This is a genomic window from Pseudomonas eucalypticola (genome assembly GCF_013374995.1).
Classification (GTDB): Bacteria; Pseudomonadota; Gammaproteobacteria; order Pseudomonadales; family Pseudomonadaceae; genus Aquipseudomonas; species Aquipseudomonas eucalypticola.
In genome coordinates, this window is sequence record NZ_CP056030.1 from 4,927,646 (window position 1) to 4,949,459 (window position 21,814).

Below are 21,814 nucleotides of genomic sequence, written 5' to 3' on the forward strand. Positions count from 1 at the left end.
TACGCAACACTCGGGATTTACACCATGATTCACAACGATGTACTGCGCAGCGTGCGCTACATGCTCGACATCAGCGACGCCAAAGTGGTCGACATCATCAAGCTCTCCGGCCTGGAGGTCAGCAAGGCCGATGTCATCAATTACCTGAAGAAAGATGAAGAAGAAGGCTTCGTGCACTGCCCTGACGTGGTGATGGCGCACTTCCTCGACGGCCTGGTGTTCTTCAAGCGCGGCAAGGACGACACTCGTCCGGCCCAGCCGATCGAAACGCCGGTAACCAACAACATCATCCTGAAGAAACTTCGCGTAGCGTTCGAGCTCAAGGAAGATGACATGCACGCGGTGCTCAAGGCGGCCGATTTCCCGGTCTTCAAGCCAGAGCTGAGCGCCCTGTTTCGCAAGGTCGGGCACAACAACTACCGCCCGTGCGGCGACCAGTTGCTGCGCAACTTCCTCAAGGGCTTGACCCTGCGCGTGCGCGGCTGAATCATTAAGGCCCCCTCGCCCCTGTTGTGCGACTGAGCCCATCAGGGCGAGCCCCCCCTATTTTGTCGTGTTCCGGAGTTCGACATGTTCAAGCGTCTATTGCTTATCGTTGCAGTGGCGTTCCCGCTGATTGCCACTGCCGGCCAGGCCCCCTGGTACAAATGGCAGAGCATCACCCAGAACGGCGCCATGGTCTGCTCGCAAACCAACCCTGGCGCTGGCTGGCAGCGCATGTCGGGCCCCTATGACAATGCCGGTTGCCGCTGACACCCCCCATGACTTATAGCGTTGAGCCCATCGGCTTCGTCCGTTCCTGCTTCAAGGAAAAGTTCGCCATCCCCCGCCAGCCGCAATTGGCACCCACTGCCCGGGGGGTACTGGAGCTGGTACCGCCCTTTGACCAGGGCGACGCAGTACAGGGCCTGGAGCAGGTCAGCCATGTATGGCTGCTGTTTGTGTTCCACCAGGCACTGGAAGACAAACCGCGCCTGAAGGTGCGGCCGCCACGCCTGGGTGGTAACAAAAGCATGGGGGTGTTCGCTACCCGCGCTACCCACCGGCCCAATGGCATCGGCCAGTCGGTGGTACGCCTGGAGAAGGTCGAGGCTGGCAAGTTGTGGCTGTCGGGTATCGATCTGCTGGACGGCACGCCTGTGCTGGACATCAAACCCTACGTGCCCTACGCCGACAGCCTGCCCCATGCCCGCAACGACATGGCCAGCAGTGCGCCTGTGGCGATTGCGGTCGAATGGGCGGACGCAGCCCTGGTGCAGGCCCATAGCCACGCCACGCGCCTTGCAGAACCTCTGGTGGCATTGATCGAACAGTGCCTGGCTCAAGATCCGCGCCCTGCGTATCAGGTGCCTACGCCTGCGCGGGAATATGGAGTGCGGTTCTGGGACGTGGACGTGCGCTGGCATTATCCGCGGCCCGACACCCTCCGCGTGCTGGAAGTGGTTGCCGCTGAGCCGTAGCAGCGTACCGATACAAAAAAACCGCCACGAAGGCGGTTTTTTTTATTGAGCAGCGCTTACTTCTCGACGAAGGCGCGCTCGATCAGGTAGTCACCTGGCTCACGCATGCGCGGCGAAACGGTCAGGCCGAAGCTGTTGAGCACTTCGCTGGTCTCGTCGAGCATGCTTGGGCTGCCGCACAGCATGGCGCGGTCGTCCTGCGGGTTGATCGGCGGCAGGCCGATGTCGCTGAACAGTTTGCCGCTGCGCATCAGGTCGGTCAGGCGGCCTTCGTTTTCGAACGGCTCGCGGGTCACGGTTGGGTAGTAGATCAGCTTGTCGCGCAGCGCTTCACCGAAGAACTCATTCTGCGGCAGGTGCTCGGTGATGAACTCGCGGTAGGCGACTTCGTTCACGTAACGCACGCCGTGGCACAGGATGACCTTCTCGAAACGCTCGTAGGTTTCCGGGTCCTGGATGACGCTCATGAACGGCGCCAGGCCGGTGCCGGTGCTCAGCAGATACAGGTGCTTGCCCGGCTTGAGGTCATCGAGTACCAGTGTGCCGGTGGGCTTCTTGCTGATGATGATCTCGTCGCCTTCCTTCAGGTGCTGCAACTGGGACGTCAGCGGGCCATCGGGCACCTTGATGCTGAAGAATTCCAGATGCTCTTCCCAGTTCGGGCTGGCGATGGAGTACGCGCGCATCAGCGGGCGGCCGTTGGGCTGCTGCAGGCCGATCATCACGAACTGACCGTTCTCGAAGCGCAGGCCCGGGTCGCGGGTGCACTTGAAGCTGAACAGGGTGTCATTCCAGTGGTGGACACTGAGTACACGTTCGTGGTTCATGTTGCTCATGTACGGGGGCTCCTCAGAAAACGCGTGCGCCGAACGAGAGCGCGATTGCGCAATATTCTAGCGGCAGCGACAATATCTGTTAATTGAATTATCAAGATATGGGTTATCGGTTATATCGATATGCGATTTACTCTACGTCAGCTCCAGGTTTTCGTCGCCGTGGCCCAGCAGGAGAGTGTCTCCCGTGCCGCCAGCCTGCTGGCGCTGTCGCAGTCCGCCGCCAGTACCTCCATCACCGAGCTCGAGCGCCAGTCCAGTTGCCAGCTGTTCGACCGCGCCGGCAAGCGCCTGAGCCTTAACGCCCTGGGCCATCAGTTGCTGCCCCAGGCCGTCGCGCTGCTGGACCAGGCCAAGGAAATCGAGGACCTGCTCAACGGCAAGTCCGGCTTTGGCTCGCTGGCCGTGGGTGCCACCCTGACCATCGGCAACTACCTGGCCACGTTGCTGATCGGCAGCTTCATGCAGGTGCACCCTGAAAGCCAGGTCAAGCTGCATGTCCAGAACACCGCCAACATCGTGCACCAGGTGGCCCATTACGAAATCGACCTGGGCCTGATCGAAGGCGATTGCAGCCACCCTGACATTGAAGTACAGCCATGGGTGGCCGACGAACTGGTGGTGTTCTGCGCCCCCCGGCACCCCTTGGCCACGCGCGGCCGGGCAACGCTGGAAGAACTGACCCGCGAAGCCTGGATCCTGCGCGAGCAGGGGTCCGGCACACGGCTGACGTTCGACCAGGCCATGCGCCACCATCGCTCGTCATTGAACGTGCGACTCGAACTGGAACACACCGAAGCCATCAAGCGAGCCGTGGAGTCCGGCTTGGGCATTGGCTGCATCTCACGGCTGGCGCTGCGCGATGCTTTCCGCCGCGGCAGCCTGGTCGCGGTGGAGACCCCGGACCTGGACCTGACCCGGGAGTTCTTCTTCATTTGGCACAAGCAGAAATACCAGACCCAGGCCATGCGCGAATTCCTGGAACTGTGCCGCGCGTTCACGGCAGGGGTGAAACGCAGCGACGAGATCGTGCTGCCCGCCATCCCCTGATCAGAGCAGAATAACGCCCCACACCACGGCGATCATGCACAGCACCACGAACTGGGCAGCGCTACCCATGTCCTTGGCATTCTTGGACAAGGGGTGGCGGTCCAGGGAAATACGGTCGATGGCCGCTTCCACTGCCGAGTTGAACAGTTCCACGATCAGCGCCAGCAGGCACACCGCGATCAGAATGGCGCGCTCGGCGCGGCTGACATGCACCATGAAGGCGATGGGCACCAGCACCACGTTGAGCAGCACCAGTTGGCGGAACGCTGCCTCGCCTACGAACGCGGCGCGCAGGCCGTCAAGCGAGTAGCCAGTGGCGTTGAAGATACGTTTCAGGCCGGTCTGGCCTTTATATGGGGACATGAAGAGTCAACTGTCGCAAAGTAAAAAAGGGACGCTAATGGAGTCTGGGTCAAAAAAGCGTGAAGGCACTATGCCTCAAGTCGACGAAATTGACTCAAGTTGTTGCAACAACAACGCCGCCTGTGTCCGGGTGCGTACGTTGAGCTTGCGGAAGATGGCGGTGACATGGGCCTTGATCGTGGCCTCCGACACGCTCAGCTCGTAGGCGATCTGCTTGTTCAACAAGCCCTCGCAGACCATGGTCAACACCCGGAACTGCTGCGGCGTGAGGCTGGCGAGGCCCTCGCTGGCGGCCTTGGCTTCAGCCGAAACACTGACCGCTTCGAACGCCTGCGGCGGCCACCATACCTCCCCTTCCAGCACAGTGCGTACCGCCTCCTGAATGACTTCCAGGGGGCTGGATTTGGGAATGAAACCGCTGGCGCCAAACTCGCGGGCGCGCACTACCACCGCGGCTTCTTCCTGGGCAGACACCATGACCACCGGCACCTGGGGGTATTGGCCGCGCAACAGCACCAGGCCGGAGAAGCCATAGGCACCGGGCATGTTCAGGTCCAGCAGCACCAGGTCCCAGTCGGCCTTGGTCGCCAATTGGGCTTCCAGCTCGGCGATGGTCGCCACTTCCACCAGGCGGGTATCGGGACCCAGTCCCAGGGTCACGGCCTGGCGCAAGGCGCCGCGAAAAAGAGGGTGGTCATCGGCTATCAGGATGTCGTATGTGGCCATCGATCTAATGATCCTGTTCTGTGCAGGCGCGCAGGAGTCGGCGCCTGCCGAGGCAACTCGGGCTTATTTTAACGCCAACTCACGGAAAGATTGGCGGTTGTGACCTATGGGGTGCCCGAATCGGCGCCAAGGATGCCGGGGCCTGACAGGGTGGTCAAGTTCGATGCTTTACGGCTAAAGTCGCACCCCTCGTTTCACACCGCGCCTGGCCGCCGGTTCATTGCCGTGGCCGGGCCACGCTCGTCCATTACAAGAGACCCCCCATGCGTCGCCAAGCCTTGCGTGCAGACCTGCTGATGTTGTTGACCGCCATGATCTGGGGCTCGGGCTTTGTCGCCCAGACCGCGGGCATGCACCACATCGGCCCCTTCCTTTATTCGGGCCTGCGCTTTGCGCTGGGCTCGTTGTGCCTGCTGCCACTGGTGCTGGGGAACGGCAACGCCGAAGCCCCCCGTGAGCCATTCATGACCCGCGGCTTGTGGCTGGGGGGCGTCCTGATGGGGCTGGCCCTGGCGCTGGGTATCAACCTGCAACAGGTGGGCTTGCTCTTTACCAGCGTGACCAATTCCGGCTTCATCACCGGCCTTTACGTGATTGTAGTACCGCTGCTGGGGCTGTTGCTGGGCCACAAGACCGGCACCGGCACCTGGCTGGGCGCCGCGCTGGCCGTGGTCGGCATGTTCCTGCTGAGCGTGGGCGACAACTTCCAGGTGTCGTCGGGGGACTGGTTGCAACTGGCTGGCGCGTTCGTCTGGGGTGGGCATGTGGTGCTTGTGGGCCTGTTTGCCAGCCGCCACGACCCGATTCGCCTGGCGTTCCTGCAGTTCGCCACCTGCGCGGTGGTCAGCCTGGTGCTGGCGCTGGTGATGGAACCTGTCGAGCCAGCCGCCATCATGGCCGCGGGCCCCGCCCTGCTCTACGGCGGCATCGTTGCCGTGGGCATCGGCTACACCCTGCAGGTCGTGGCGCAAAAACACGCCATTGCTTCCCACGCGGCAATCATTCTGTCACTGGAAGCAGTATTTGCCGCCATCGCGGGGGCCTGGCTGCTGGGCGAAGCGCTGCAACCGCGCGGCTACCTGGGATGCGCACTGATGCTCGCGGGCATGTTGATCGCCCAACTGTGGCCCCAGCGCCCACCCGCTGCCGTGACGGCCTAACGCACTGCAGCTGCCAGGCGAGCATGGACGTCGTCCAGGCCGCTGAGCGGGAGTTGAAACTTGGCGGCCAGGTAGTGGCCAGTGAACACATCCAGCCAGGTGTCCAGCACCGTGGCGGCCTGCTGGTCGCCCGCCAATTCCAGACACAGGGCGGCGACCTCCGCCGTGCAGAAGTGGTCGTCGCGCTTGGAGCGCCGCAGCTTGTATCGCGAAAGCTGGTCGCTGGCCAGGCTCAGTACCGGAAAGCGTTCCAGATACGGGCTTTTGCGGAACATCTTGCGCGCCTCGGTCCACGTGGCATCCAGGAGGATGAACAGCGGGCGTTTGCTTTCCAGGGGCTGGACCTCGGTCACCACACGCTGCGGCGCCACGAACTCGCCCGGAAAAACAATGTAGGGCTGCCATTGCGGGTCATTCAGCAGTGCCAGCAGTTGCTCGTCCACCGTGGTGCGTGACCAGGCGAAGGCGTGGGTATCGGCCAGCACATCGGCAATCAGCCAGCCGGTATTGGATGGCTTCAAGGGCTCCACATCATGCATCACCAGGCACACGCCCGAATGCGCCGCCACGGTGGGCCGGTATTGGCACAGGCAGTACTCGAAAATCACGCGGCAACCGGGGCAGCGCGGCGCACGGGAACCACGGGAAACGAAAGGCTTGAGGCACTGGGCCAGGCGCGCACTGCGCAGGCGGGAAACAGCATGGGGCATGGTGACAAATGGCTCGCATGGGCATGACCGGCATGGCCGCCAGCCTGAAAGACCGAGAGTTTATCAGAGCTTGCACTGCCGAACCGGCGGCTTTGCCCCTATAATCAGCGGCTTTATGAACGCACGGGCCGGTCGCTGGTCCAACAGCCAGTCACCGAATCAGGAGAGTTTCATGCTGCGCTTTATCGCCCCCCTCACCCTCGCACTGGTGCTGCCGGCAGCAGCTCAAGCTGCATCGCTGCAAGAGTTCGAGCTGGGCAAACTGCTTCAGCAGGTCGCCGAGCAGAGCAACCTGGGTACGCCGCGTGAGGTCAACGAGAACATTCTCGACCAGGGCTACACCGTGGAAGGCAGCGAGCTGGTCGACCACCTCAGCGTGCAGCAGGGTGAAGCCGAGAAAATGCGCGCCAACCCCGAGGCCGTGCGCGTGCAACTCGGCCGTAGCGTGTGCAGCAACAAAGGCTACCGCGATTTGATGAACAAAGGCGCGGCGATGCGCTACGAGTTCACCGAGAACCACACCAACCTGGCCGTCACCACCCAGCGGTACACGGCGGAGCACTGTGCACTGCTCAACGGCAAGGCGACCAAGAAGAAGTAATCATCCGGCTCGTTCGCGCCGCTGTGCATCATCGGCGCGCAAGTCGGCCAGCAGCGCCTGCATGTAGCTGGAACGGCGCTGCCCACCTTCCAGCCGACGCAAACATTCCTCTTCCAGCGTCACGTGATTGGCTTGGGCCGAACGGCTCAACATTCCAAGCAGTTCGTTGTTCAATTCCAGGCTGATTCGCTTCATCCTTGCCTCCCTGCGGACGACATTATTTCGCCATCCCTGTCTCATCAGTAAATCAGACCTTCCAGGGCGATGGATCCATTCAGACGAACGGTTTGCGGGCAATATCTTTCATCAATCCATCCCTTGCCCGCGGTGACTTCCCAGGCCCATCATCAAGCCAGCGCACACCCCCGGCAGGGTCTAGAGTTACACCATACTCCTGCGCCGCTGGGCTCGAAGAGGCCACCCCAGGGCGCCACGCTCCAGAACCACTGCCTCGACCGCCCCTCGCGGGCTTACTGCAATGTCCAGCCATTAACCTGGACAGCCAGCGACACAAGCAGTGTCGCGGCCAGCCGAACTGCTCGGCACCGGCCAAAGGCTCATATGCAGAAGGAGACGTTTGAATGCCTTACGAACCCAACGAATTCCTGTCCACCCACTTCAGCAGCAACGGCCTGGACCTTACCCGGCAAGTCGACACCCAACTGAGTATCATCGCCCCCAACAGCCCCAACCTGGCGCTCTACCGCGACATGATGCTGACCGTGCTGCGCATGGCCCAGGACGACCGCAACCGCTGGAACGCCAAGATAACCCTGCAGGCACTGCGTGAACTGGAACATGCCTTTCGCGTGCTGGAACACTTCAAGGGCCGCCGCAAAGTGACGGTCTTTGGCTCGGCGCGCACACCGCTAGAACACCCTCTATACGGCCTGGCCCGAGAACTGGGCGCCGCCCTGGCACGCTCGGACCTGATGGTGATCACCGGTGCTGGCGGCGGCATCATGGCCGCCGCCCACGAAGGCGCAGGCCTGACTCACAGCCTGGGCTTCAATATCACCCTGCCCTTCGAGCAACACGCCAATGCCACCATGGAAGGCAGCGACCAACTGCTGCCTTTTCATTTCTTCTTCATCCGCAAGCTGTTCTTCGTCAAGGAAGCCGACGCGCTGGTGCTGTGCCCTGGCGGCTTCGGCACGCTGGACGAAGCACTGGAAGTACTGACCCTTATCCAGACCGGCAAGAGCCCACTGGTGCCAGTGGTACTGCTGGACGCACCTGGCGGCAGTTTCTGGCAGGACTGCCTGGACTTCATCGGCAAACAGCTACGCGACAACCACTACATCCTGCCCACAGACTTGAAACTGCTGCGCCTGGTGTACAGCGCCGAGGAAGCCGTGGACGAGATCAACGGGTTCTACGCCAACTTCCATTCCAGCCGCTGGCTCAAGAACCTGTTCGTGATACGCCTGAAGCACGCCTTGAGCGACGACGCTCTGACGCAGCTACAGCAGGACTTCGCCGACCTGTGCCTGAGCGACACCTTTCATCAACATGCTTACGACGACGAAACCCATGAAGAGCCGCAGTTCAGCCACCTCACTCGCCTGGCCTTTACCTTCAACGGCCGTGACAACGGCCGGTTGCGTGAGTTGGTGGACTACCTGAACCAACCTGCACACTGGGGTGCGGCCCCTGCCACCAGCGTGCCGGCCACTACCAGCACGCGCCCTCGGCAACCCATGAAGGCGACCTGATCAGTCGTCGATGCTTCGGCCGCTCAACAGGCGGCCGATCATCTCCAGCGGATAGCCCCGGTAGCTCAAGAAGCGAGTCTGCTGGGCGCGGCTGCGTGGATCGGTCGGCAACTGCCCGGCAAACTTGCGCCGCCAGACATCCGCCAACTGGGCAGCCCAGTCGAAATTGCTTTCACGCAATGCCTGCTCGATATCCGCCCGTTGCAAGCCACGTTGGCCCAGTTCTTCACGGATGCGCACAGGTCCATACCCGGAGCGGGCACGGTAGTTGATAAAACTTTCGAGGTAACGGGATTCGGACAGCAGTCCCTCTTCCGTCAGACGGTCAAGTTCCTGGTCGATCATTTCGGGGCAGGCGCCGCGCTGACGCAGTTTACGCGTCAGCTCTACCCGACCGTGCTCGCGTCGCGCGAGCAGGTCCATGGCGCTCCGTCGCACGGCGACGGGGGTATCCAGTATGACGGACATGACGTACTTAGAAATCGACGTCTGCGTCTACCATTTCGTCTTCGGCATCCGCTTCAACCGCGGTTGCTTTCTTGGCATCAACGCCGCCGGTCAGCAGCTTGTCACGGATCTGCTTCTCGAGGGCCGCACCGATTTCCGGGTTATCTGCCAGGAATTTGGCCGAGTTGGCCTTGCCCTGACCGATCTTGCTGCCCTGGTAGCTGTACCAGGCACCGGCTTTTTCCAACAGGCCGTGGGCAACGCCCAGGTCGATGATTTCGCCGTTGAGGTAGATGCCCTTGCCGTAAAGGATCTGGAATTCAGCCTGACGGAAAGGCGGTGCCACCTTGTTCTTGACGATCTTCACGCGGGTTTCGCTACCGACCACTTCGTCGCCTTCCTTCACCGCGCCGGTGCGACGGATGTCCAGACGGACCGAAGCGTAGAACTTCAGTGCGTTACCACCGGTAGTGGTTTCCGGGCTGCCGAACATCACGCCGATCTTCATGCGGATCTGGTTGATGAAGATGACCAGGCAGTTGGCGTTCTTGATGTTACCGGTGATTTTGCGCAGCGCCTGGGACATCAGGCGAGCCTGCAGGCCCACGTGCATGTCCCCCATCTCGCCTTCGATCTCGGCCTTCGGTACCAGGGCTGCCACGGAGTCGACGATGATCACGTCAACGGCGTTGGAGCGCACCAGCATGTCGGTGATTTCCAGGGCCTGTTCGCCGGTGTCCGGCTGGGAGACCAGCAGGTCATCGACGTTCACGCCCAGTTTGCCGGCGTATTCAGGGTCCAGGGCGTGCTCGGCGTCGACGAACGCACAGGTAGCGCCCATCTTCTGAGCCTGGGCGATCACCGACAGGGTCAGGGTGGTCTTACCCGACGATTCCGGGCCGTAGATCTCGACGATACGGCCTTTCGGCAGGCCGCCGATGCCCAGCGCGATGTCCAGGCCCAGGGAGCCGGTGGAGATAGCAGGAATAGCCTGGCGGTCGTGGTCACCCATACGCATCACGGCACCCTTGCCGAATTGACGTTCGATCTGACCCAAGGCCGCAGCCAAGGCTTTCTTCTTGTTGTCGTCCATTAAAGTCCTCTCTAGAAATCAATTAGGCCTGATGGCCGAATAACTGTATAAGTAGCCAGTATTATTCCACAGGGATCGTTGCACGCCTACCCCCGTGATGAGATTTCTGCTGCTACAAGACGTATCAGCCCCTCTAGCGCGGCCTTTACCGTTTGTCGGCGGACCTCGTCGCGGTCGCCGGCGAACTGTTGGCGCTCGCACACCACCTGCCGCCCCTGTGCCCAGGCGAGCCACACGGTGCCCACCGGCTTGCCCGGCGTACCTCCGTCCGGCCCGGCGATGCCGCTCACGGCCACCGAAAAATGCGCGTCGCTGCGCTCCACCGCGCCCAGCGCCATGGCCTCGACCACTTCGCGACTGACCGCGCCAACCTGGGGAAACAGTGCAGGCGGTACACCCAGCTGGGCGGTTTTCTGTTTATTGGAATAGGTGATGTAGCCGGCCTCGAACCAGGCGGAACTGCCCGCAATGCGCGTGATCGCCTCGCCGATACCGCCACCGGTGCAGGACTCGGCGGTGGTGACCTGCTGGTTCAGGCGCTTGAGGCCTTCACCCAGCGACTGCGACAGTTGAGTGATCGGATCCATCGAAATGCTCCATGGCGACAGGGGGGATATGCGTTACCGTACACCACCGCCCACACGCCCGACACCCTCAGTCGCCACGCTCGGGCAAGCGCTTGCGGCGTGTGCCGCTTGCCAGGCCCAGGCGCTTGACCAACCAGCGCTCGTAGATCCCCACGGCCAGGTCCGCGCCCGCCATGGCGGTCATGCAACCCAGCGCGCTGGCCGACCACAGTGAAAGGCCCGCACCGTAGAGCAGCATGGTGCCGGCGAGACCGCAGGCCATGCACGCTCCCGAACGCATCAGCACACGCCGCAGCAGATGCCAACCCTGTGCGCCTTCCTTGTCCGCGCGCCACATTTCACCTGTCACCCCGCCGAGCAGCGCCAGCATCAGCACCAGCCACACAGGGACTTCCTGAAGAAAAGCCTGGTTCAGTTGCATGTCTTGTCCCTCCTGGCTAGACCGTTAGAGGGGAGATTATGCACTGATGCATATTTTTACAATGCGTTTTTGCATTTATTTGATGGATGGGTGGCAAGCGCCTGGATGGGTACCTTCAGGGCTCGGCAATATCAGACCATGCGCTCAGCCGCGCATCACCGCGCATACATCCCCCACCAGAACACGTGCCCCAAAATGGCAATCTGCTCATCCTGCATCTGCGCGAAGGTATAGTCCTCGTCCGGGTGTTCGTCCCGGTTGAAGCTGCGCAGCCGTATGCCAGTGGGCAAGCGGTACAACTGCTTCACCCGCAGCTGGCCATTGTGGTTGATCGCGTACAGGTCGCCGTCGACGATGTCGCCAATGCCGCGCTTGCCAGCATTCACGCCCACGGTGGCGCCGTCGCGCAGCACCGGCAGCATGCTGTTGCCGCGCACGGTCACGCATTTGGCCTGGTCGAACTGCACCCCGTTGTGACGCAGGCTGCGCTTGCCGAAGCGCAGGCTGGCACGCTCGCTTTCCTCGATGACGAACCGCCCGGAACCGGCCGCGAGTTCAACTTCGCGTAGGAAAGGAATGGAGACCTCGTCGTCTTCCACCGGGGTGTCGTCGTCCCACAGGCTGATGTCACGCAATTCGGCATGGCCACCGGCTGCCAGGCTCGCGCGCCCGCGCAGCTGGTCAGTGCTGACGCGAAAATATTCGGCCAGCTTGGCAATGTGCTTGTCGGCGGGGTCGACGATCTTGCCGCTCAGAATGCGCGACAGCGTGGACTGGGGGACTCCCGTGCGGCGGTGCAACTCCGTGGCGGAGAGGCCGTCGCGCGCGAGCAATTCCTTGAGGACGTAGGCTACGTTTCGTGTGTGCATGCCCTGCATAGTGCGCGGCCCAGCCCGGGTTTGTAAATGCTCCAGTGCATTTTTGCCTCATGGAAGGCATATTGACGCCATCGGGGGGCGGCACCGCTGAAAAAATCCCTGTAGTATTCGCCGCTTGCCTTTTGTCACACCGCCACCGCGAGCCAAGTTTCTGCATGAGTGATCTTTCCAGCCACACCCCCATGATGCAGCAGTACTGGAAGCTGAAGAACCAGCACCCGGACCAGTTGATGTTCTACCGCATGGGCGACTTCTACGAAATCTTCTACGAAGATGCGAAGAAAGCGGCCAAGTTGCTGGATATCACCCTGACCGCTCGCGGCCAGTCGGCGGGGCAGTCGATCCCCATGTGCGGTATTCCCTACCACGCCGCCGAGGGCTACCTGGCCAAGCTGGTGAAGCTCGGCGAGTCGGTGGTGATCTGCGAGCAGGTGGGTGACCCTGCCACTAGCAAAGGCCCGGTGGAACGCCAGGTGGTGCGCATCATCACCCCGGGCACGGTGAGTGACGAAGCACTGCTGGACGAACGCCGCGACAACCTGATCGCCGCCGTGCTGGGCGACGAGCGGCTGTTCGGCCTGGCGGTGCTGGACATCACCAGCGGCAACTTCAGCGTGCTGGAGATCAAGGGCTGGGAAAACCTGCTGGCGGAGCTGGAGCGTATCAACCCGGTTGAACTGCTCATCCCCGACGACTGGCCCCAGGGCCTGCCTGCGGAGAAGCGTCGTGGTTCGCGCCGTCGCGCGCCATGGGACTTCGAGCGCGACAGCGCGCACAAGAGTCTGTGCCAGCAGTTCTCCACCCAGGACCTCAAGGGCTTTGGCTGCGAGAACCTGACCCTGGCCATCGGCGCCGCCGGCTGCCTGCTGGGCTACGCCAAGGAAACCCAGCGCACCGCCCTGCCCCACCTGCGCAGCCTGCGCCATGAGCGCCTGGATGACACCGTGGTGCTGGACGGCGCCAGCCGCCGCAACCTGGAACTGGACGTGAACCTGGCCGGCGGCCGCGACAACACCTTGCAATCGGTGATCGACCGCTGCCAGACCGCCATGGGCAGCCGCCTGCTGACCCGCTGGCTGAACCGCCCGCTGCGTGACCTGAAAGTGCTCCAGGCGCGCCAGAGCTCCATCCGCTGCCTGCTGGAAGGCTACCGCTTCGAAAGCCTGCAACCGCAGCTCAAGGAAATCGGCGACATCGAGCGCATTCTGGCCCGTATCGGCCTGCGCAACGCGCGCCCGCGGGACCTGGCGCGCCTGCGCGACGCCCTGGCCGCGCTGCCGGACCTGCAAATGGCCATGGCCGACCTGGAAGCGCCGCACCTGGCGCTGCTGGCTACCATCGCTGGCACCTACCCGGAGTTGGCCGACCTGCTGGGCAAGGCCATCATCGACAACCCGCCTGCGGTGATCCGCGACGGCGGCGTGCTCAAGACCGGCTATGACAGCGAGCTGGACGAATTGCTGGCACTGAGCGAGAACGCCGGCCAGTTTTTGATTGACCTGGAAGCGCGGGAGAAGGCTCGTACGGGCCTGGCCAACCTGAAGGTCGGCTACAACCGTGTGCACGGCTATTTCATCGAACTGCCCAGCAAGCAGGCCGAGCAGGCGCCCGCCGACTATATCCGTCGCCAGACCCTCAAGGGCGCCGAGCGCTTCATCACCCCGGAACTCAAGGCGTTCGAAGACAAGGCGCTGTCGGCCAAGAGTCGCGCCCTGGCCCGGGAAAAGATGCTGTATGACGCGCTGCTGGAGAACCTGATCGGCCACCTGCCGCCCCTGCAGGACACTGCCGCGGCGCTGGCCGAGCTGGACGTGCTGAGCAACCTGGCCGAGCGCGCGCTCACCCTGGACCTCAACTGCCCGGTGTTTGTCGACGAACCCTGCATGCGCATCAACCAGGGTCGCCACCCGGTGGTCGAGCAAGTATTGACCACGCCGTTCGTCGCCAACGACCTGGACCTGGATAACAACACCCGGATGCTGGTGATCACCGGCCCGAATATGGGCGGTAAATCCACCTACATGCGCCAGACCGCACTGATCGTGCTGATGGCCCATATCGGCAGCTTCGTGCCGGCCGCCAGTTGCGAGCTGTCACCGGTGGACCGCATCTTTACCCGGATCGGCTCCAGCGACGACCTGGCCGGCGGGCGCTCGACCTTCATGGTGGAAATGAGCGAAACTGCCAACATCCTGCACAACGCCACGGACAAGAGCTTGGTGCTGATGGACGAAGTGGGCCGCGGCACCAGTACCTTTGACGGCCTGTCGCTGGCCTGGGCTGCCGCCGAGCGCCTGGCGCAACTGCGCGCCTACACGCTGTTTGCCACGCACTATTTCGAACTGACGGTGCTGCCGGAAAGCGAACCCCTGGTCGCCAACGTGCACCTGAGCGCCACCGAACACAAGGAACGCATCGTGTTCCTGCACCACGTACTGCCAGGGCCTGCCAGCCAGAGTTATGGCCTGGCCGTGGCGCAGCTGGCCGGCGTGCCGAATGCCGTCATCGCCCGTGCCAAAGAACACCTGGGCCGCCTGGAAACGGCGAGCCTGCCACACGAACCCCTCGCCAGCGCCCCGGGCCAACCCCAGGTACCGCACCAGAGCGATCTGTTCGCCAGCTTGCCGCACCCGGTGCTGGAACAACTCAGCAAGACCGACGTTGATGGCCTGACGCCACGTCAGGCAATCGAATTACTCTATACACTGAAGACACGGATCTAACGCAGCAGCGTGCAAGCTGATAGAATCGCGCGCGGTTTGGGAATGCCACGGGCTCCTAGCCTGGTCCGCCGGCTGACCAGCCCAAACCGAGCGGCCCTTGCACAGGGGCTTCGCTGCCGCCTTGAGGAGATATTTTGAAATGACCTTCGTCGTCACCGACAACTGCATCAAGTGCAAGTACACCGACTGCGTAGAAGTCTGTCCGGTGGACTGCTTTTACGAAGGCCCGAACTTCCTGGTTATTCACCCGGATGAGTGCATCGATTGCGCGCTTTGCGAGCCTGAATGCCCTGCCGTCGCGATCTTCTCTGAAGACGAAATCCCTGCCGGGATGGAGAACTTCATCGAGCTGAACGCTGAACTGGCAGAAGTCTGGCCAAACGTCACCGAGCGCAAGGACCCCCTGCCGGACGCGGCGGAGTGGGACGGCAAGACCGGCAAGATCGAGCACCTGGAACGCTGAGGCGCTGGCGATTGCCGGAAGGCCCCCTCGTGGGGCCTTTTTTGTTCGGGCTGGCTGGCAAACCTGCTTGCGCCAATAGCCCCCAGTCGAATTTCAGGCAAAAAAAAGGGGCGGTTTGACCCGCCCACCTTTTTGTCCCTATTCCCTGTATTCCTTGTCATCGTCCTGATGAATCGCTTCTTGCGATGTCCTGACCTTCTTCCTTGAAAGCCTGTGCCGAATCCTTGGCACGGGTTCGATATTAATGGAATGGGCCCGCCGTTCAAGCCGCCAAACTTTTCAGGAAAAGTCGTTACCCGGCGGAAATACCTCAGATTATCCAAGGAAAACAACAGGATACCGGCAGCGTCGGAGAACTGTTGACAGCCACGCCGCACAATCGCTTACAGAACCTGTACGCGATCACGCACAGGCACGTCAGCCGCACACATGAAAACGCCCCGAACCAGTCGGGGCGTTTTCATGTGTGCGGCCAGGCGGTTACTGGAACAGTGACTCGCTGGACAGGCCGTTCTTCTCGAGGATCTCGCGCAGCCTTTTCAGGCCCTCTACCTGGATCTGCCGTACCCGCTCCCGGGTCAGGCCAATTTCCAGGCCTACGTCCTCAAGGGTGCTGCTTTCATGGCCGCGCAGGCCGAAGCGGCGCACCACCACTTCGCGTTGCTTGTCGGTGAGTTCCGACAGCCATTGGTCGATGCTCTGGGACAGGTCGTCGTCCTGAAGCAGTTCACAGGGGTCGGTAGGGCGATCGTCCGTAAGGGTGTCCAACAGCGTCTTGTCCGAATCCGGCCCCAGGGACACGTCCACCGAGCTGACACGCTCGTTCAGGCCCAACATGCGCTTGACCTCGCCCACCGGCTTCTCCAGCAGGCTGGCGATCTCCTCCGGGGAGGGCTCGTGGTCGAGTTTCTGGGTCAGTTCACGCGCCGCCCGCAGGTAGACATTGAGTTCCTTGACGACATGAATCGGCAACCGGATGGTCCGGGTCTGGTTCATGATGGCGCGTTCGATGGTCTGGCGAATCCACCACGTGGCGTAGGTGGAAAAGCGGAAGCCGCGCTCGGGGTCGAATTTCTCCACGGCGCGAATCAGGCCCAGGTTGCCTTCCTCGATCAGGTCGAGCAGGGACAGCCCACGGTTCACGTAGCGACGCGCGATCTTCACGACCAGGCGCAGGTTGCTTTCGATCATGCGCTTGCGGCCAGCCGGATCGCCTTTTTGCGACAACCGCGCAAAATGCACTTCTTCTTCCGGAGACAGCAGGGGGGAAAAGCCGATTTCATTCAAATACAGCTGTGTCGCATCCAGCGCACGGGTGTAATCGATGTACTTGTGTTGCTTGAGCGTTGTCGATTGTTTGGCCTTGGCACGAACAGAGGGAATCGCCGGTTCTTCATCCGCCTCCGCGTCCAGGACGATGCCGGTTTCCATAAGGAGCACCTCATCGTCGATGTCAAACTCCGGCGCTTCTTTGTTGAGAGCCATTTTTTATAATCCCTTGTTGAGTTCGACCTCAAGCTCAAGCGCCGCGCATATCCTTGGCAGCGCTGAAGCCTGTCCCCGCTACGTCGCGGAACAGGCTCGGCAACACGTCATCGGCGCGGCAGGAATTGCAGCGGGTCTACAGGTTTGCCCTGGCGGCGAATTTCAAAATGAAGCTTCACCCGGTCGGTACCCGTGGAACCCATCTCGGCAATTGTCTGCCCGGCCTTGACCTGCTGCCCCTCCCGAACCAAGAGCCTGCGGTTGTGACCGTAGGCGCTGACGTAGGTATCGCTGTGCTTGATGATGATCAACTCGCCGTAGCCCCGCAAGCCACTCCCGGCGTACACCACTGAACCATCAGACGCAGCAAAAACAGGCTGTCCCAATTCCCCGGCGATATCAACGCCTTTATTCAAACTACCGTTTGAAGCAAATTTTCCAATCAGGACACCATTGGCAGGCCACGTCCACCCGCCGGCGATCTTCTCTCCGGCCGGCACCGGCACGGGCTCTGGAACCGTGGCCGGAGCGCTCTGCGCCGGAGCTTTCTGGTTCTTGTCGCCCGGCACCGGGGTAAAGATGATGGGCCGACGAGTGACGGTGAAGGAGCCACCCGTGGAGGCGGATGTCTCAGTTTTTGTAGTGGAAGTCGCTACAGTCGGGGCACGCCCATCACCGAAGCGAATGGTCTGCCCCGGATGAATGGTATAGGGCTCCGGGATGCTGTTGCGCGCCGCCAGGGCCTTGTAGTCCCAGCCGTAACGGAAGGCGATGGAGAACAGGGTGTCGCCACGCTTGACCCGGTATTGCCCCGTGGTGACCGGCTGGCGCTCGGACGCCGCCGACGCGCCGGCCGAGCCACCATTGCTGCGGTCAACGACCCGCACGCCGCCCGAAGGGCTGCTGGAGCAACCGGCCAATGTGGCTGCGAGGGCGAGGCCAATCACCAGAAGCTTGTAGCTCGATAGTCCTGCATGCTGCCGATTGACTGTGGGACTCACCCGCCGCTCCCTTGAAAATGGTGGCTGATAGAAAAATAGACTGTTGTGTCGCAATTATAACCATCCACTCGGACTTTACTGACCCATTCGCGTTACAACCTGTGAAGGCTGCGCTGTCAGACACATACCCTGCGGAAGAATTCACCCGGCGCGGGAAAACCGCTCAGGCCAGCGGCCCGTTGAGCAGCGGAACGAAGCGCACAGCACCCAGCACATGCCGGGAGAACCCGTGCTCTTCGCGCACGATCAGCATCAATTGCTGAACTTCGCCCGCCCCTACCGGTATCACCAGGCGCCCCCCCGGCGCCAACTGGTCGAGCAACGCCTGGGGCACGTCCGTGGCCACGGCCGTGACGATGATGCCATTGTAGGGCGCCAACGCTGGCCACCCCTCCCAGCCATCCCCCCAGCGGAACACCACGTTGCGCAGGTTGAGTTCCACCAGGCGCTCCTTGGCGCGGTCCTGGAGCACCTTGATGCGCTCCACGGAAAACACGCGCTCAACCAGCTGCGAGAGCACCGCGGTCTGGTAGCCGGAGCCGGTACCGATCTCCAGCACCTTGTCCAGCGGGCCGGCTTCCAGCAGCAGCTCGCTCATGCGCGCCACCATGTAAGGCTGGGAGATAGTCTGGTTATGGCCGATGGGCAATGCCGTGTCTTCGTAGGCACGGTGCGCCAGGGCCTCGTCGACGAACAGATGGCGGGGGGTTCGGCGGATCACATCCAGCACGCGGGTGTTGCTCACCCCTTCCTCGTACAAGCGCTGGATCAGCCGCTCACGGGTGCGCTGGGAGGTGAAACCGATGCCGCGCCGGGTCAGGTCGTCTTGTTCACGCATCAGCGCAGCCCCTCCAGCCAACCTTCCAGGCTGGCGAAAGCCGGGCTGAAGGTGCGATCCAGTTGCAAGGGCGTGACTGACACATACCCCTGCATGACCGCATGGAAATCGGTGCCGGGGCCGCCGTCCTCGGCGTTGCCCGCCGCGGCGATCCAGTAGCCCTCGCGGCCACGTGGGTCGACCACCCGCACCGGCGCCGCCGCACGGGCACGGTGGCCCAGGCGGGTGAGCTGAATGCCACGGATGCGGTCCAGCGGCAGGTTGGGAATGTTCACGTTCAGCACGGTGCGCGGCGGCAGGTCGAGCTGTTCGTGGGCCTGCACCAAGTGGCGGGCATACCAGGCCGCGGTGGCGAGGTTGTCCGGCTCGCGTGACAGGAACGAAAAGGCAAAGGCGGTGCGGCCCAGGAAGCGGCCCTCCAGCGCGGCGGCGACGGTACCCGAGTACAGCACGTCGTCGCCCAGGTTGGCACCCAGGTTGATACCGGACACGACCAGGTCGGCCGGGTCGGCCAGCAAGCCGTTGAGCCCCAGGTGCACGCAGTCGGTGGGGGTGCCGTTGACGCTGATGAAGCCATTGGCCAACCACTGCGGGTGCAGCGGGCGGTCCAGGGTCAGCGAACTGCTGGCCCCGCTACGGTCCTGGTCCGGGGCGATCACCGTGCATTCGGCGTAGTCGGCCAGTGCTTCGTAAAGCGCGGCCAGGCCGGGGGCGGCGACCCCATCATCGTTAGAAATCAGAATACGCATGGGCTGTCCGTGTGCCCTGCAGGCAGCAGATCGACGAGCTCGCGCACCACGACGGTGGCAAAGCATCCGGCCGGCAGGACGAATTCCAATTGCAGAATGTCAGGCTCTGGATAATGCCACGCCAAACCGCCGATGGGCAGCCGCAGGATGCGTCGTTCGTGCGCCATGCCCGCTTTTGCCAGCCATTGACCAAGCGGCGCCAGCGCTGCACCGACATTCTGTTCCAATGCATGGATGGCGCCAGCAGCCGGCGAGTCACCTTCGCCCCACATCGGGCCGGTAGGGTGCAGGTCGAGAACGGCCAGGCGCGGGTCGCTGCACTCGGCCTCACCGGCCGGGAAGAAGCTGCGGCTGTCGGTGAACGCCAGCAGGTCGCCGACCTGGGCCTGGTTCCACGTGCCATCGGCCACCCTTGCCGCCAGCACCTGGTTGAACAGGTAGCTGCGCGCCGTGGACAGCAACCGCGAGCGCACGTTGCGCTGCTCGGGCAGGGCCTGGCGCTCGGCCCACTGCCGAGCATCATGGACGTTGCCACCTTGGAAACCGAAGCGCTGGGTACCGAAGTAATTCGGTACGCCAGTCTGGCTCAATTGCTTCAGCCTGGCGTCCAGCGCCTCGCGGTCGGCCTGCAGCGCGGTCAGGCGCAGGGTGAAGCCATTGGCAGCGTGAGCGCCGCGCTGCAGCTTGCGCTTGTGCCGGGCCACCTTGAGGATGCTCAAGGTCTCGTTTTCGGCAGCACGCAAGTCAGGGTCGGCCTTGCCCGGCAGGTGCAGGCTGAACCACTGCCGGGTCAGCGCCTGGCGGTCCTTCAAGCCGGCGTAGCTGACGGTGCGCAGCGGCACGCCAGCGGCCTTGGCCAGGCGCCGGGCCGCTTCCTCGGTGTTGAGGTTGCGCTTTTCCACCCACAGCCAGAGGTGCTCGCCCTCCCCGGCCAGGGGAATATCCAGCACCTCGTCGACCTGGAAATCTTCGGCGGTGGCTTTCAGGACGGCACGGCCCAGGGCAGGCCCGGCGGCGCAGGGGCCCAGCAATTCGAATTCAGTCATGCTGGCAGCAACAAGGCCACGGCGTGAACCGCGATCCCTTCCTCACGGCCGGTGAAACCCAGCTTTTCGGTGGTGGTGGCCTTGACGTTGACCTGGTCCAGTTCGACCTGGAGGTCTTCGGCGATCAGGCTGCGCATGGCGTCGATGTGCGGCGCCATCTTCGGCGCCTGGGCCACGATGGTGGCGTCGACGTTGCCGACTTTCCAGCCTTTGGCCTGCACGATGCCGACCACGTGGCGCAACAGCACACGGCTGTCAGCCCCTTTGAACTGGGGGTCGGTGTCGGGAAAGTGCTTGCCGATGTCACCCAGGGCTGCGGCGCCGAGCAAGGCATCGCTCAAGGCATGCAGCAGCACGTCGCCATCGGAGTGGGCGAGCAGGCCGAATGTGTGAGCGATGCGAACGCCGCCCAGGGTAATGAAATCGCCGTCAGCGAAACGGTGCACATCGTAGCCGTGGCCAATACGCATAGAAAGAAACGCCCTGAATGAGACAGGGCGTGATTCTACCTGCTTTACGTAACAACGGGGCTGCAAAAAGCGGCGCCAGGCTGCCGCTGCGCGGACGCGCCCGGCCCCCGGGGCCGACCTACACCAGCGCCTTGGCGTGATAGCGCAGGTGGTCGTCGATGAAACTGGCGATGAAGTAGTAGCTGTGGTCATACCCCGGCTGCATGCGCAGTTCCAGGTCGTGGCCCGCCGCCTTCGCCGCCTGCACCAGCGCTTCGGGCTTGAGCTGGTTTTCCAGGAAATCGTCGCGGTCACCCTGGTCCACCAGCAGCGCCAATGGCGCCTTGGCTTCGCTCAGCAACACCGAGGCGTCCCACTCGCGCCAGCGCGAACGCTCTTCACCCAGGAAGCGGGAGAACGCTTTCTGGCCCCAGGGGCAATCCATGGGGTTGCTGATGGGTGAGAACGCCGACACCGAGCTGTAGCGGCCCGGGTTGCGCAGGGCGCACACCAAGGCCCCGTGCCCACCCATGGAGTGGCCGCTGATGGCACGACGGTCCGAGGCGGGGAAATGCGCCTCCACCAGCGCGGGCAGCTCGTCCACCACGTAATCGTGCATGCGGTAATGCTGGGCCCAGGGCTGCTGGGTGGCATTGAGGTAGAACCCCGCCCCCAGGCCGAAGTCCCAGGCACCGTCCGGGTCACCGGGTACGTCAGCGCCGCGGGGGCTGGTGTCGGGCGCCACGATGATCAGCCCCAGCTCGGCCGCCAGCTTGTGGGCACCGGCTTTCTGCATGAAGTTCTCATCAGTGCAGGTCAGGCCCGAGAGCCAGTACAGCACCGGTAACTTGCCGCCCTGCTCCGCCTGCGGCGGCAGGTACACCGCGAACACCATGTCACACCCCAGCACCTCGGAGCGATGGCGGTAACGCTTGTGCCAGCCACCTGCGCTTTTCTGGCAGGAAATATTGTCCAGAGTCATAGATTTTCTCCAGCGTCAGGCTTCAAGCCTCAAG

General features: G+C 62.8%; 26 protein-coding genes. 9 read left to right on the top strand and 17 right to left on the bottom strand.

Going from position 1 to position 21,814, the window contains the following annotated elements; translation table 11 throughout:
• The first annotated feature begins 24 nt into the window (after positions 1-24).
• The 3 genes from HWQ56_RS21890 to tsaA all read left to right on the top strand — a co-directional run bounded on the left by HWQ56_RS21890 (position 25) and on the right by tsaA (position 1,460).
• Positions 25-486 carry a YehS family protein gene (locus tag HWQ56_RS21890; RefSeq protein ID WP_176571767.1) on the top strand — a complete coding sequence of 154 codons (462 nt, stop codon included), beginning with the start codon at positions 25-27 and terminating at the stop codon, positions 484-486.
• A gap of 84 nt (positions 487-570) precedes the next feature.
• Positions 571-753: a hypothetical protein gene (locus HWQ56_RS21895; RefSeq protein ID WP_158153537.1), complete on the top strand. Its 183-nt coding sequence runs from the start codon at positions 571-573 to the stop codon at positions 751-753.
• 8 nt (positions 754-761) lie between these two features.
• Entirely contained in the window at positions 762-1,460 is a 699-nt protein-coding gene (gene tsaA / locus HWQ56_RS21900) for a tRNA (N6-threonylcarbamoyladenosine(37)-N6)-methyltransferase TrmO (RefSeq protein ID WP_176571768.1), read from the top strand.
• 56 nt (positions 1,461-1,516) lie between these two features.
• Here the strand turns inward: tsaA and fpr are convergent, their stop codons facing one another.
• A complete protein-coding gene (fpr, locus tag HWQ56_RS21905; RefSeq protein WP_002554680.1) occupies positions 1,517-2,296 on the bottom strand; it encodes a ferredoxin-NADP reductase in 780 nt (259 codons plus the stop codon).
• A gap of 120 nt (positions 2,297-2,416) precedes the next feature.
• On the opposite strand from fpr, the gene HWQ56_RS21910 reads away from it, so the two are divergent.
• Positions 2,417-3,343, top strand: coding sequence for a LysR family transcriptional regulator (locus HWQ56_RS21910; RefSeq protein WP_158153539.1), 927 nt, complete (start codon positions 2,417-2,419; stop codon positions 3,341-3,343).
• Here the strand turns inward: HWQ56_RS21910 and HWQ56_RS21915 are convergent, their stop codons facing one another.
• Positions 3,344-3,706 (bottom strand): diacylglycerol kinase, encoded by a 363-nt coding sequence (locus tag HWQ56_RS21915; protein WP_158153540.1) that lies wholly within the window; start codon positions 3,704-3,706, stop codon positions 3,344-3,346.
• 75 nt (positions 3,707-3,781) lie between these two features.
• Positions 3,782-4,432, bottom strand: a complete 651-nt coding sequence (gene erdR, locus HWQ56_RS21920; protein ID WP_158153541.1) for a response regulator transcription factor ErdR — start codon at positions 4,430-4,432, stop codon at positions 3,782-3,784.
• Positions 4,433-4,695: 263 nt separating this feature from the next.
• On the opposite strand from erdR, the gene HWQ56_RS21925 reads away from it, so the two are divergent.
• Positions 4,696-5,592, top strand: a complete 897-nt coding sequence (locus tag HWQ56_RS21925) for a DMT family transporter (protein ID WP_176571769.1) — start codon at positions 4,696-4,698, stop codon at positions 5,590-5,592.
• Here HWQ56_RS21925 and HWQ56_RS21930 read toward each other — a convergent pair.
• Positions 5,589-6,302 (bottom strand): tRNA-uridine aminocarboxypropyltransferase, encoded by a 714-nt coding sequence (locus HWQ56_RS21930; protein WP_176571770.1) that lies wholly within the window; start codon positions 6,300-6,302, stop codon positions 5,589-5,591. The two genes, HWQ56_RS21925 and HWQ56_RS21930, sit on opposite strands and share 4 nt — an antisense overlap.
• 172 nt (positions 6,303-6,474) lie before the next feature.
• Here HWQ56_RS21930 and HWQ56_RS21935 point away from each other — a divergent pair, with 172 nt between their 5' ends.
• On the top strand, positions 6,475-6,903 hold the full coding sequence (locus tag HWQ56_RS21935) for a PA3611 family quorum-sensing-regulated virulence factor (protein WP_158153544.1): 429 nt from the start codon (positions 6,475-6,477) through the stop codon (positions 6,901-6,903).
• On the opposite strand, the gene HWQ56_RS21940 is transcribed toward HWQ56_RS21935, so the two are convergent.
• Entirely contained in the window at positions 6,904-7,098 is a 195-nt protein-coding gene (locus HWQ56_RS21940; RefSeq protein ID WP_158153545.1) for a hypothetical protein, read from the bottom strand. It abuts the gene before it with no gap.
• A 386-nt stretch (positions 7,099-7,484) separates the two neighbouring features.
• Between HWQ56_RS21940 and HWQ56_RS21945 the strand changes: the two genes are divergently transcribed.
• A complete protein-coding gene (locus HWQ56_RS21945) occupies positions 7,485-8,618 on the top strand; it encodes an LOG family protein (protein WP_176571771.1) in 1,134 nt (377 codons plus the stop codon).
• On the opposite strand, the gene recX is transcribed toward HWQ56_RS21945, so the two are convergent.
• The 5 genes from recX to HWQ56_RS21970 form a co-directional block, all read right to left on the bottom strand.
• Positions 8,619-9,086 (bottom strand): recombination regulator RecX, encoded by a 468-nt coding sequence (gene recX / locus HWQ56_RS21950; protein ID WP_158153547.1) that lies wholly within the window; start codon positions 9,084-9,086, stop codon positions 8,619-8,621.
• Positions 9,087-9,093: 7 nt separating this feature from the next.
• Entirely contained in the window at positions 9,094-10,158 is a 1,065-nt protein-coding gene (gene recA, locus HWQ56_RS21955; protein WP_158153548.1) for a recombinase RecA, read from the bottom strand.
• A gap of 86 nt (positions 10,159-10,244) precedes the next feature.
• Positions 10,245-10,745 (bottom strand): CinA family protein, encoded by a 501-nt coding sequence (locus HWQ56_RS21960; protein ID WP_158153549.1) that lies wholly within the window; start codon positions 10,743-10,745, stop codon positions 10,245-10,247.
• A 67-nt stretch (positions 10,746-10,812) separates the two neighbouring features.
• Entirely contained in the window at positions 10,813-11,166 is a 354-nt protein-coding gene (locus HWQ56_RS21965; protein ID WP_158153550.1) for a phage holin family protein, read from the bottom strand.
• 155 nt (positions 11,167-11,321) lie between these two features.
• A complete protein-coding gene (locus HWQ56_RS21970) occupies positions 11,322-12,035 on the bottom strand; it encodes a LexA family transcriptional regulator (protein WP_176571772.1) in 714 nt (237 codons plus the stop codon).
• A gap of 164 nt (positions 12,036-12,199) precedes the next feature.
• On the opposite strand from HWQ56_RS21970, the gene mutS reads away from it, so the two are divergent.
• Positions 12,200-14,767: a DNA mismatch repair protein MutS gene (gene mutS / locus HWQ56_RS21975; RefSeq protein ID WP_158153552.1), complete on the top strand. Its 2,568-nt coding sequence runs from the start codon at positions 12,200-12,202 to the stop codon at positions 14,765-14,767.
• A gap of 139 nt (positions 14,768-14,906) precedes the next feature.
• The gene (gene fdxA, locus HWQ56_RS21980) at positions 14,907-15,230 is read left to right on the top strand and encodes a ferredoxin FdxA (protein WP_158153553.1); all 324 of its coding nucleotides are present in this window, start codon (positions 14,907-14,909) and stop codon (positions 15,228-15,230) included.
• 480 nt (positions 15,231-15,710) lie between these two features.
• Here fdxA and rpoS read toward each other — a convergent pair whose 3' ends face one another.
• The 7 genes from rpoS to fghA all read right to left on the bottom strand — a co-directional run bounded on the left by rpoS (position 15,711) and on the right by fghA (position 21,780).
• Positions 15,711-16,715 (bottom strand): RNA polymerase sigma factor RpoS, encoded by a 1,005-nt coding sequence (rpoS, locus tag HWQ56_RS21985; RefSeq protein ID WP_158153554.1) that lies wholly within the window; start codon positions 16,713-16,715, stop codon positions 15,711-15,713.
• A 107-nt stretch (positions 16,716-16,822) separates the two neighbouring features.
• On the bottom strand, positions 16,823-17,716 hold the full coding sequence (locus HWQ56_RS21990; RefSeq protein WP_176571773.1) for a peptidoglycan DD-metalloendopeptidase family protein: 894 nt from the start codon (positions 17,714-17,716) through the stop codon (positions 16,823-16,825).
• Between the two features lie 163 nt (positions 17,717-17,879).
• The gene (locus HWQ56_RS21995; RefSeq protein ID WP_176571774.1) at positions 17,880-18,554 is read right to left on the bottom strand and encodes a protein-L-isoaspartate(D-aspartate) O-methyltransferase; all 675 of its coding nucleotides are present in this window, start codon (positions 18,552-18,554) and stop codon (positions 17,880-17,882) included.
• Positions 18,554-19,303: a 5'/3'-nucleotidase SurE gene (gene surE / locus HWQ56_RS22000; RefSeq protein ID WP_158153556.1), complete on the bottom strand. Its 750-nt coding sequence runs from the start codon at positions 19,301-19,303 to the stop codon at positions 18,554-18,556. The genes HWQ56_RS21995 and surE overlap by 1 nt, the downstream gene beginning before the upstream one ends.
• Positions 19,291-20,349 carry a tRNA pseudouridine(13) synthase TruD gene (truD, locus tag HWQ56_RS22005; protein WP_176571775.1) on the bottom strand — a complete coding sequence of 353 codons (1,059 nt, stop codon included), beginning with the start codon at positions 20,347-20,349 and terminating at the stop codon, positions 19,291-19,293. Before truD ends, surE begins: the two co-directional genes overlap by 13 nt.
• The gene (ispF, locus tag HWQ56_RS22010; RefSeq protein ID WP_158153558.1) at positions 20,346-20,819 is read right to left on the bottom strand and encodes a 2-C-methyl-D-erythritol 2,4-cyclodiphosphate synthase; all 474 of its coding nucleotides are present in this window, start codon (positions 20,817-20,819) and stop codon (positions 20,346-20,348) included. Before ispF ends, truD begins: the two co-directional genes overlap by 4 nt.
• Positions 20,820-20,937: 118 nt before the next feature.
• Positions 20,938-21,780, bottom strand: coding sequence for an S-formylglutathione hydrolase (gene fghA, locus HWQ56_RS22015; RefSeq protein WP_158153559.1), 843 nt, complete (start codon positions 21,778-21,780; stop codon positions 20,938-20,940).
• Between the last annotated feature and the right edge of the window lie 34 nt (positions 21,781-21,814).

Coding starts and splice junctions, on each gene's coding strand:
- HWQ56_RS21890 (WP_176571767.1), top strand. CDS start 25: ATGATTCACAACGATGTACTGCGCAGCGTGCGCTACATGCTCGACATC.
- HWQ56_RS21895 (WP_158153537.1), top strand. CDS start 571: ATGTTCAAGCGTCTATTGCTTATCGTTGCAGTGGCGTTCCCGCTGATT.
- tsaA (WP_176571768.1), top strand. CDS start 762: ATGACTTATAGCGTTGAGCCCATCGGCTTCGTCCGTTCCTGCTTCAAG.
- fpr (WP_002554680.1), bottom strand. CDS start 2,296: ATGAGCAACATGAACCACGAACGTGTACTCAGTGTCCACCACTGGAAT.
- HWQ56_RS21910 (WP_158153539.1), top strand. CDS start 2,417: ATGCGATTTACTCTACGTCAGCTCCAGGTTTTCGTCGCCGTGGCCCAG.
- HWQ56_RS21915 (WP_158153540.1), bottom strand. CDS start 3,706: ATGTCCCCATATAAAGGCCAGACCGGCCTGAAACGTATCTTCAACGCC.
- erdR (WP_158153541.1), bottom strand. CDS start 4,432: ATGGCCACATACGACATCCTGATAGCCGATGACCACCCTCTTTTTCGC.
- HWQ56_RS21925 (WP_176571769.1), top strand. CDS start 4,696: ATGCGTCGCCAAGCCTTGCGTGCAGACCTGCTGATGTTGTTGACCGCC.
- HWQ56_RS21930 (WP_176571770.1), bottom strand. CDS start 6,302: ATGCCCCATGCTGTTTCCCGCCTGCGCAGTGCGCGCCTGGCCCAGTGC.
- HWQ56_RS21935 (WP_158153544.1), top strand. CDS start 6,475: ATGCTGCGCTTTATCGCCCCCCTCACCCTCGCACTGGTGCTGCCGGCA.
- HWQ56_RS21940 (WP_158153545.1), bottom strand. CDS start 7,098: ATGAAGCGAATCAGCCTGGAATTGAACAACGAACTGCTTGGAATGTTG.
- HWQ56_RS21945 (WP_176571771.1), top strand. CDS start 7,485: ATGCCTTACGAACCCAACGAATTCCTGTCCACCCACTTCAGCAGCAAC.
- recX (WP_158153547.1), bottom strand. CDS start 9,086: ATGTCCGTCATACTGGATACCCCCGTCGCCGTGCGACGGAGCGCCATG.
- recA (WP_158153548.1), bottom strand. CDS start 10,158: ATGGACGACAACAAGAAGAAAGCCTTGGCTGCGGCCTTGGGTCAGATC.
- HWQ56_RS21960 (WP_158153549.1), bottom strand. CDS start 10,745: ATGGATCCGATCACTCAACTGTCGCAGTCGCTGGGTGAAGGCCTCAAG.
- HWQ56_RS21965 (WP_158153550.1), bottom strand. CDS start 11,166: ATGCAACTGAACCAGGCTTTTCTTCAGGAAGTCCCTGTGTGGCTGGTG.
- HWQ56_RS21970 (WP_176571772.1), bottom strand. CDS start 12,035: ATGCACACACGAAACGTAGCCTACGTCCTCAAGGAATTGCTCGCGCGC.
- mutS (WP_158153552.1), top strand. CDS start 12,200: ATGAGTGATCTTTCCAGCCACACCCCCATGATGCAGCAGTACTGGAAG.
- fdxA (WP_158153553.1), top strand. CDS start 14,907: ATGACCTTCGTCGTCACCGACAACTGCATCAAGTGCAAGTACACCGAC.
- rpoS (WP_158153554.1), bottom strand. CDS start 16,715: ATGGCTCTCAACAAAGAAGCGCCGGAGTTTGACATCGACGATGAGGTG.
- HWQ56_RS21995 (WP_176571774.1), bottom strand. CDS start 18,554: ATGCGTGAACAAGACGACCTGACCCGGCGCGGCATCGGTTTCACCTCC.
- surE (WP_158153556.1), bottom strand. CDS start 19,303: ATGCGTATTCTGATTTCTAACGATGATGGGGTCGCCGCCCCCGGCCTG.
- truD (WP_176571775.1), bottom strand. CDS start 20,349: ATGACTGAATTCGAATTGCTGGGCCCCTGCGCCGCCGGGCCTGCCCTG.
- ispF (WP_158153558.1), bottom strand. CDS start 20,819: ATGCGTATTGGCCACGGCTACGATGTGCACCGTTTCGCTGACGGCGAT.
- fghA (WP_158153559.1), bottom strand. CDS start 21,780: ATGACTCTGGACAATATTTCCTGCCAGAAAAGCGCAGGTGGCTGGCAC.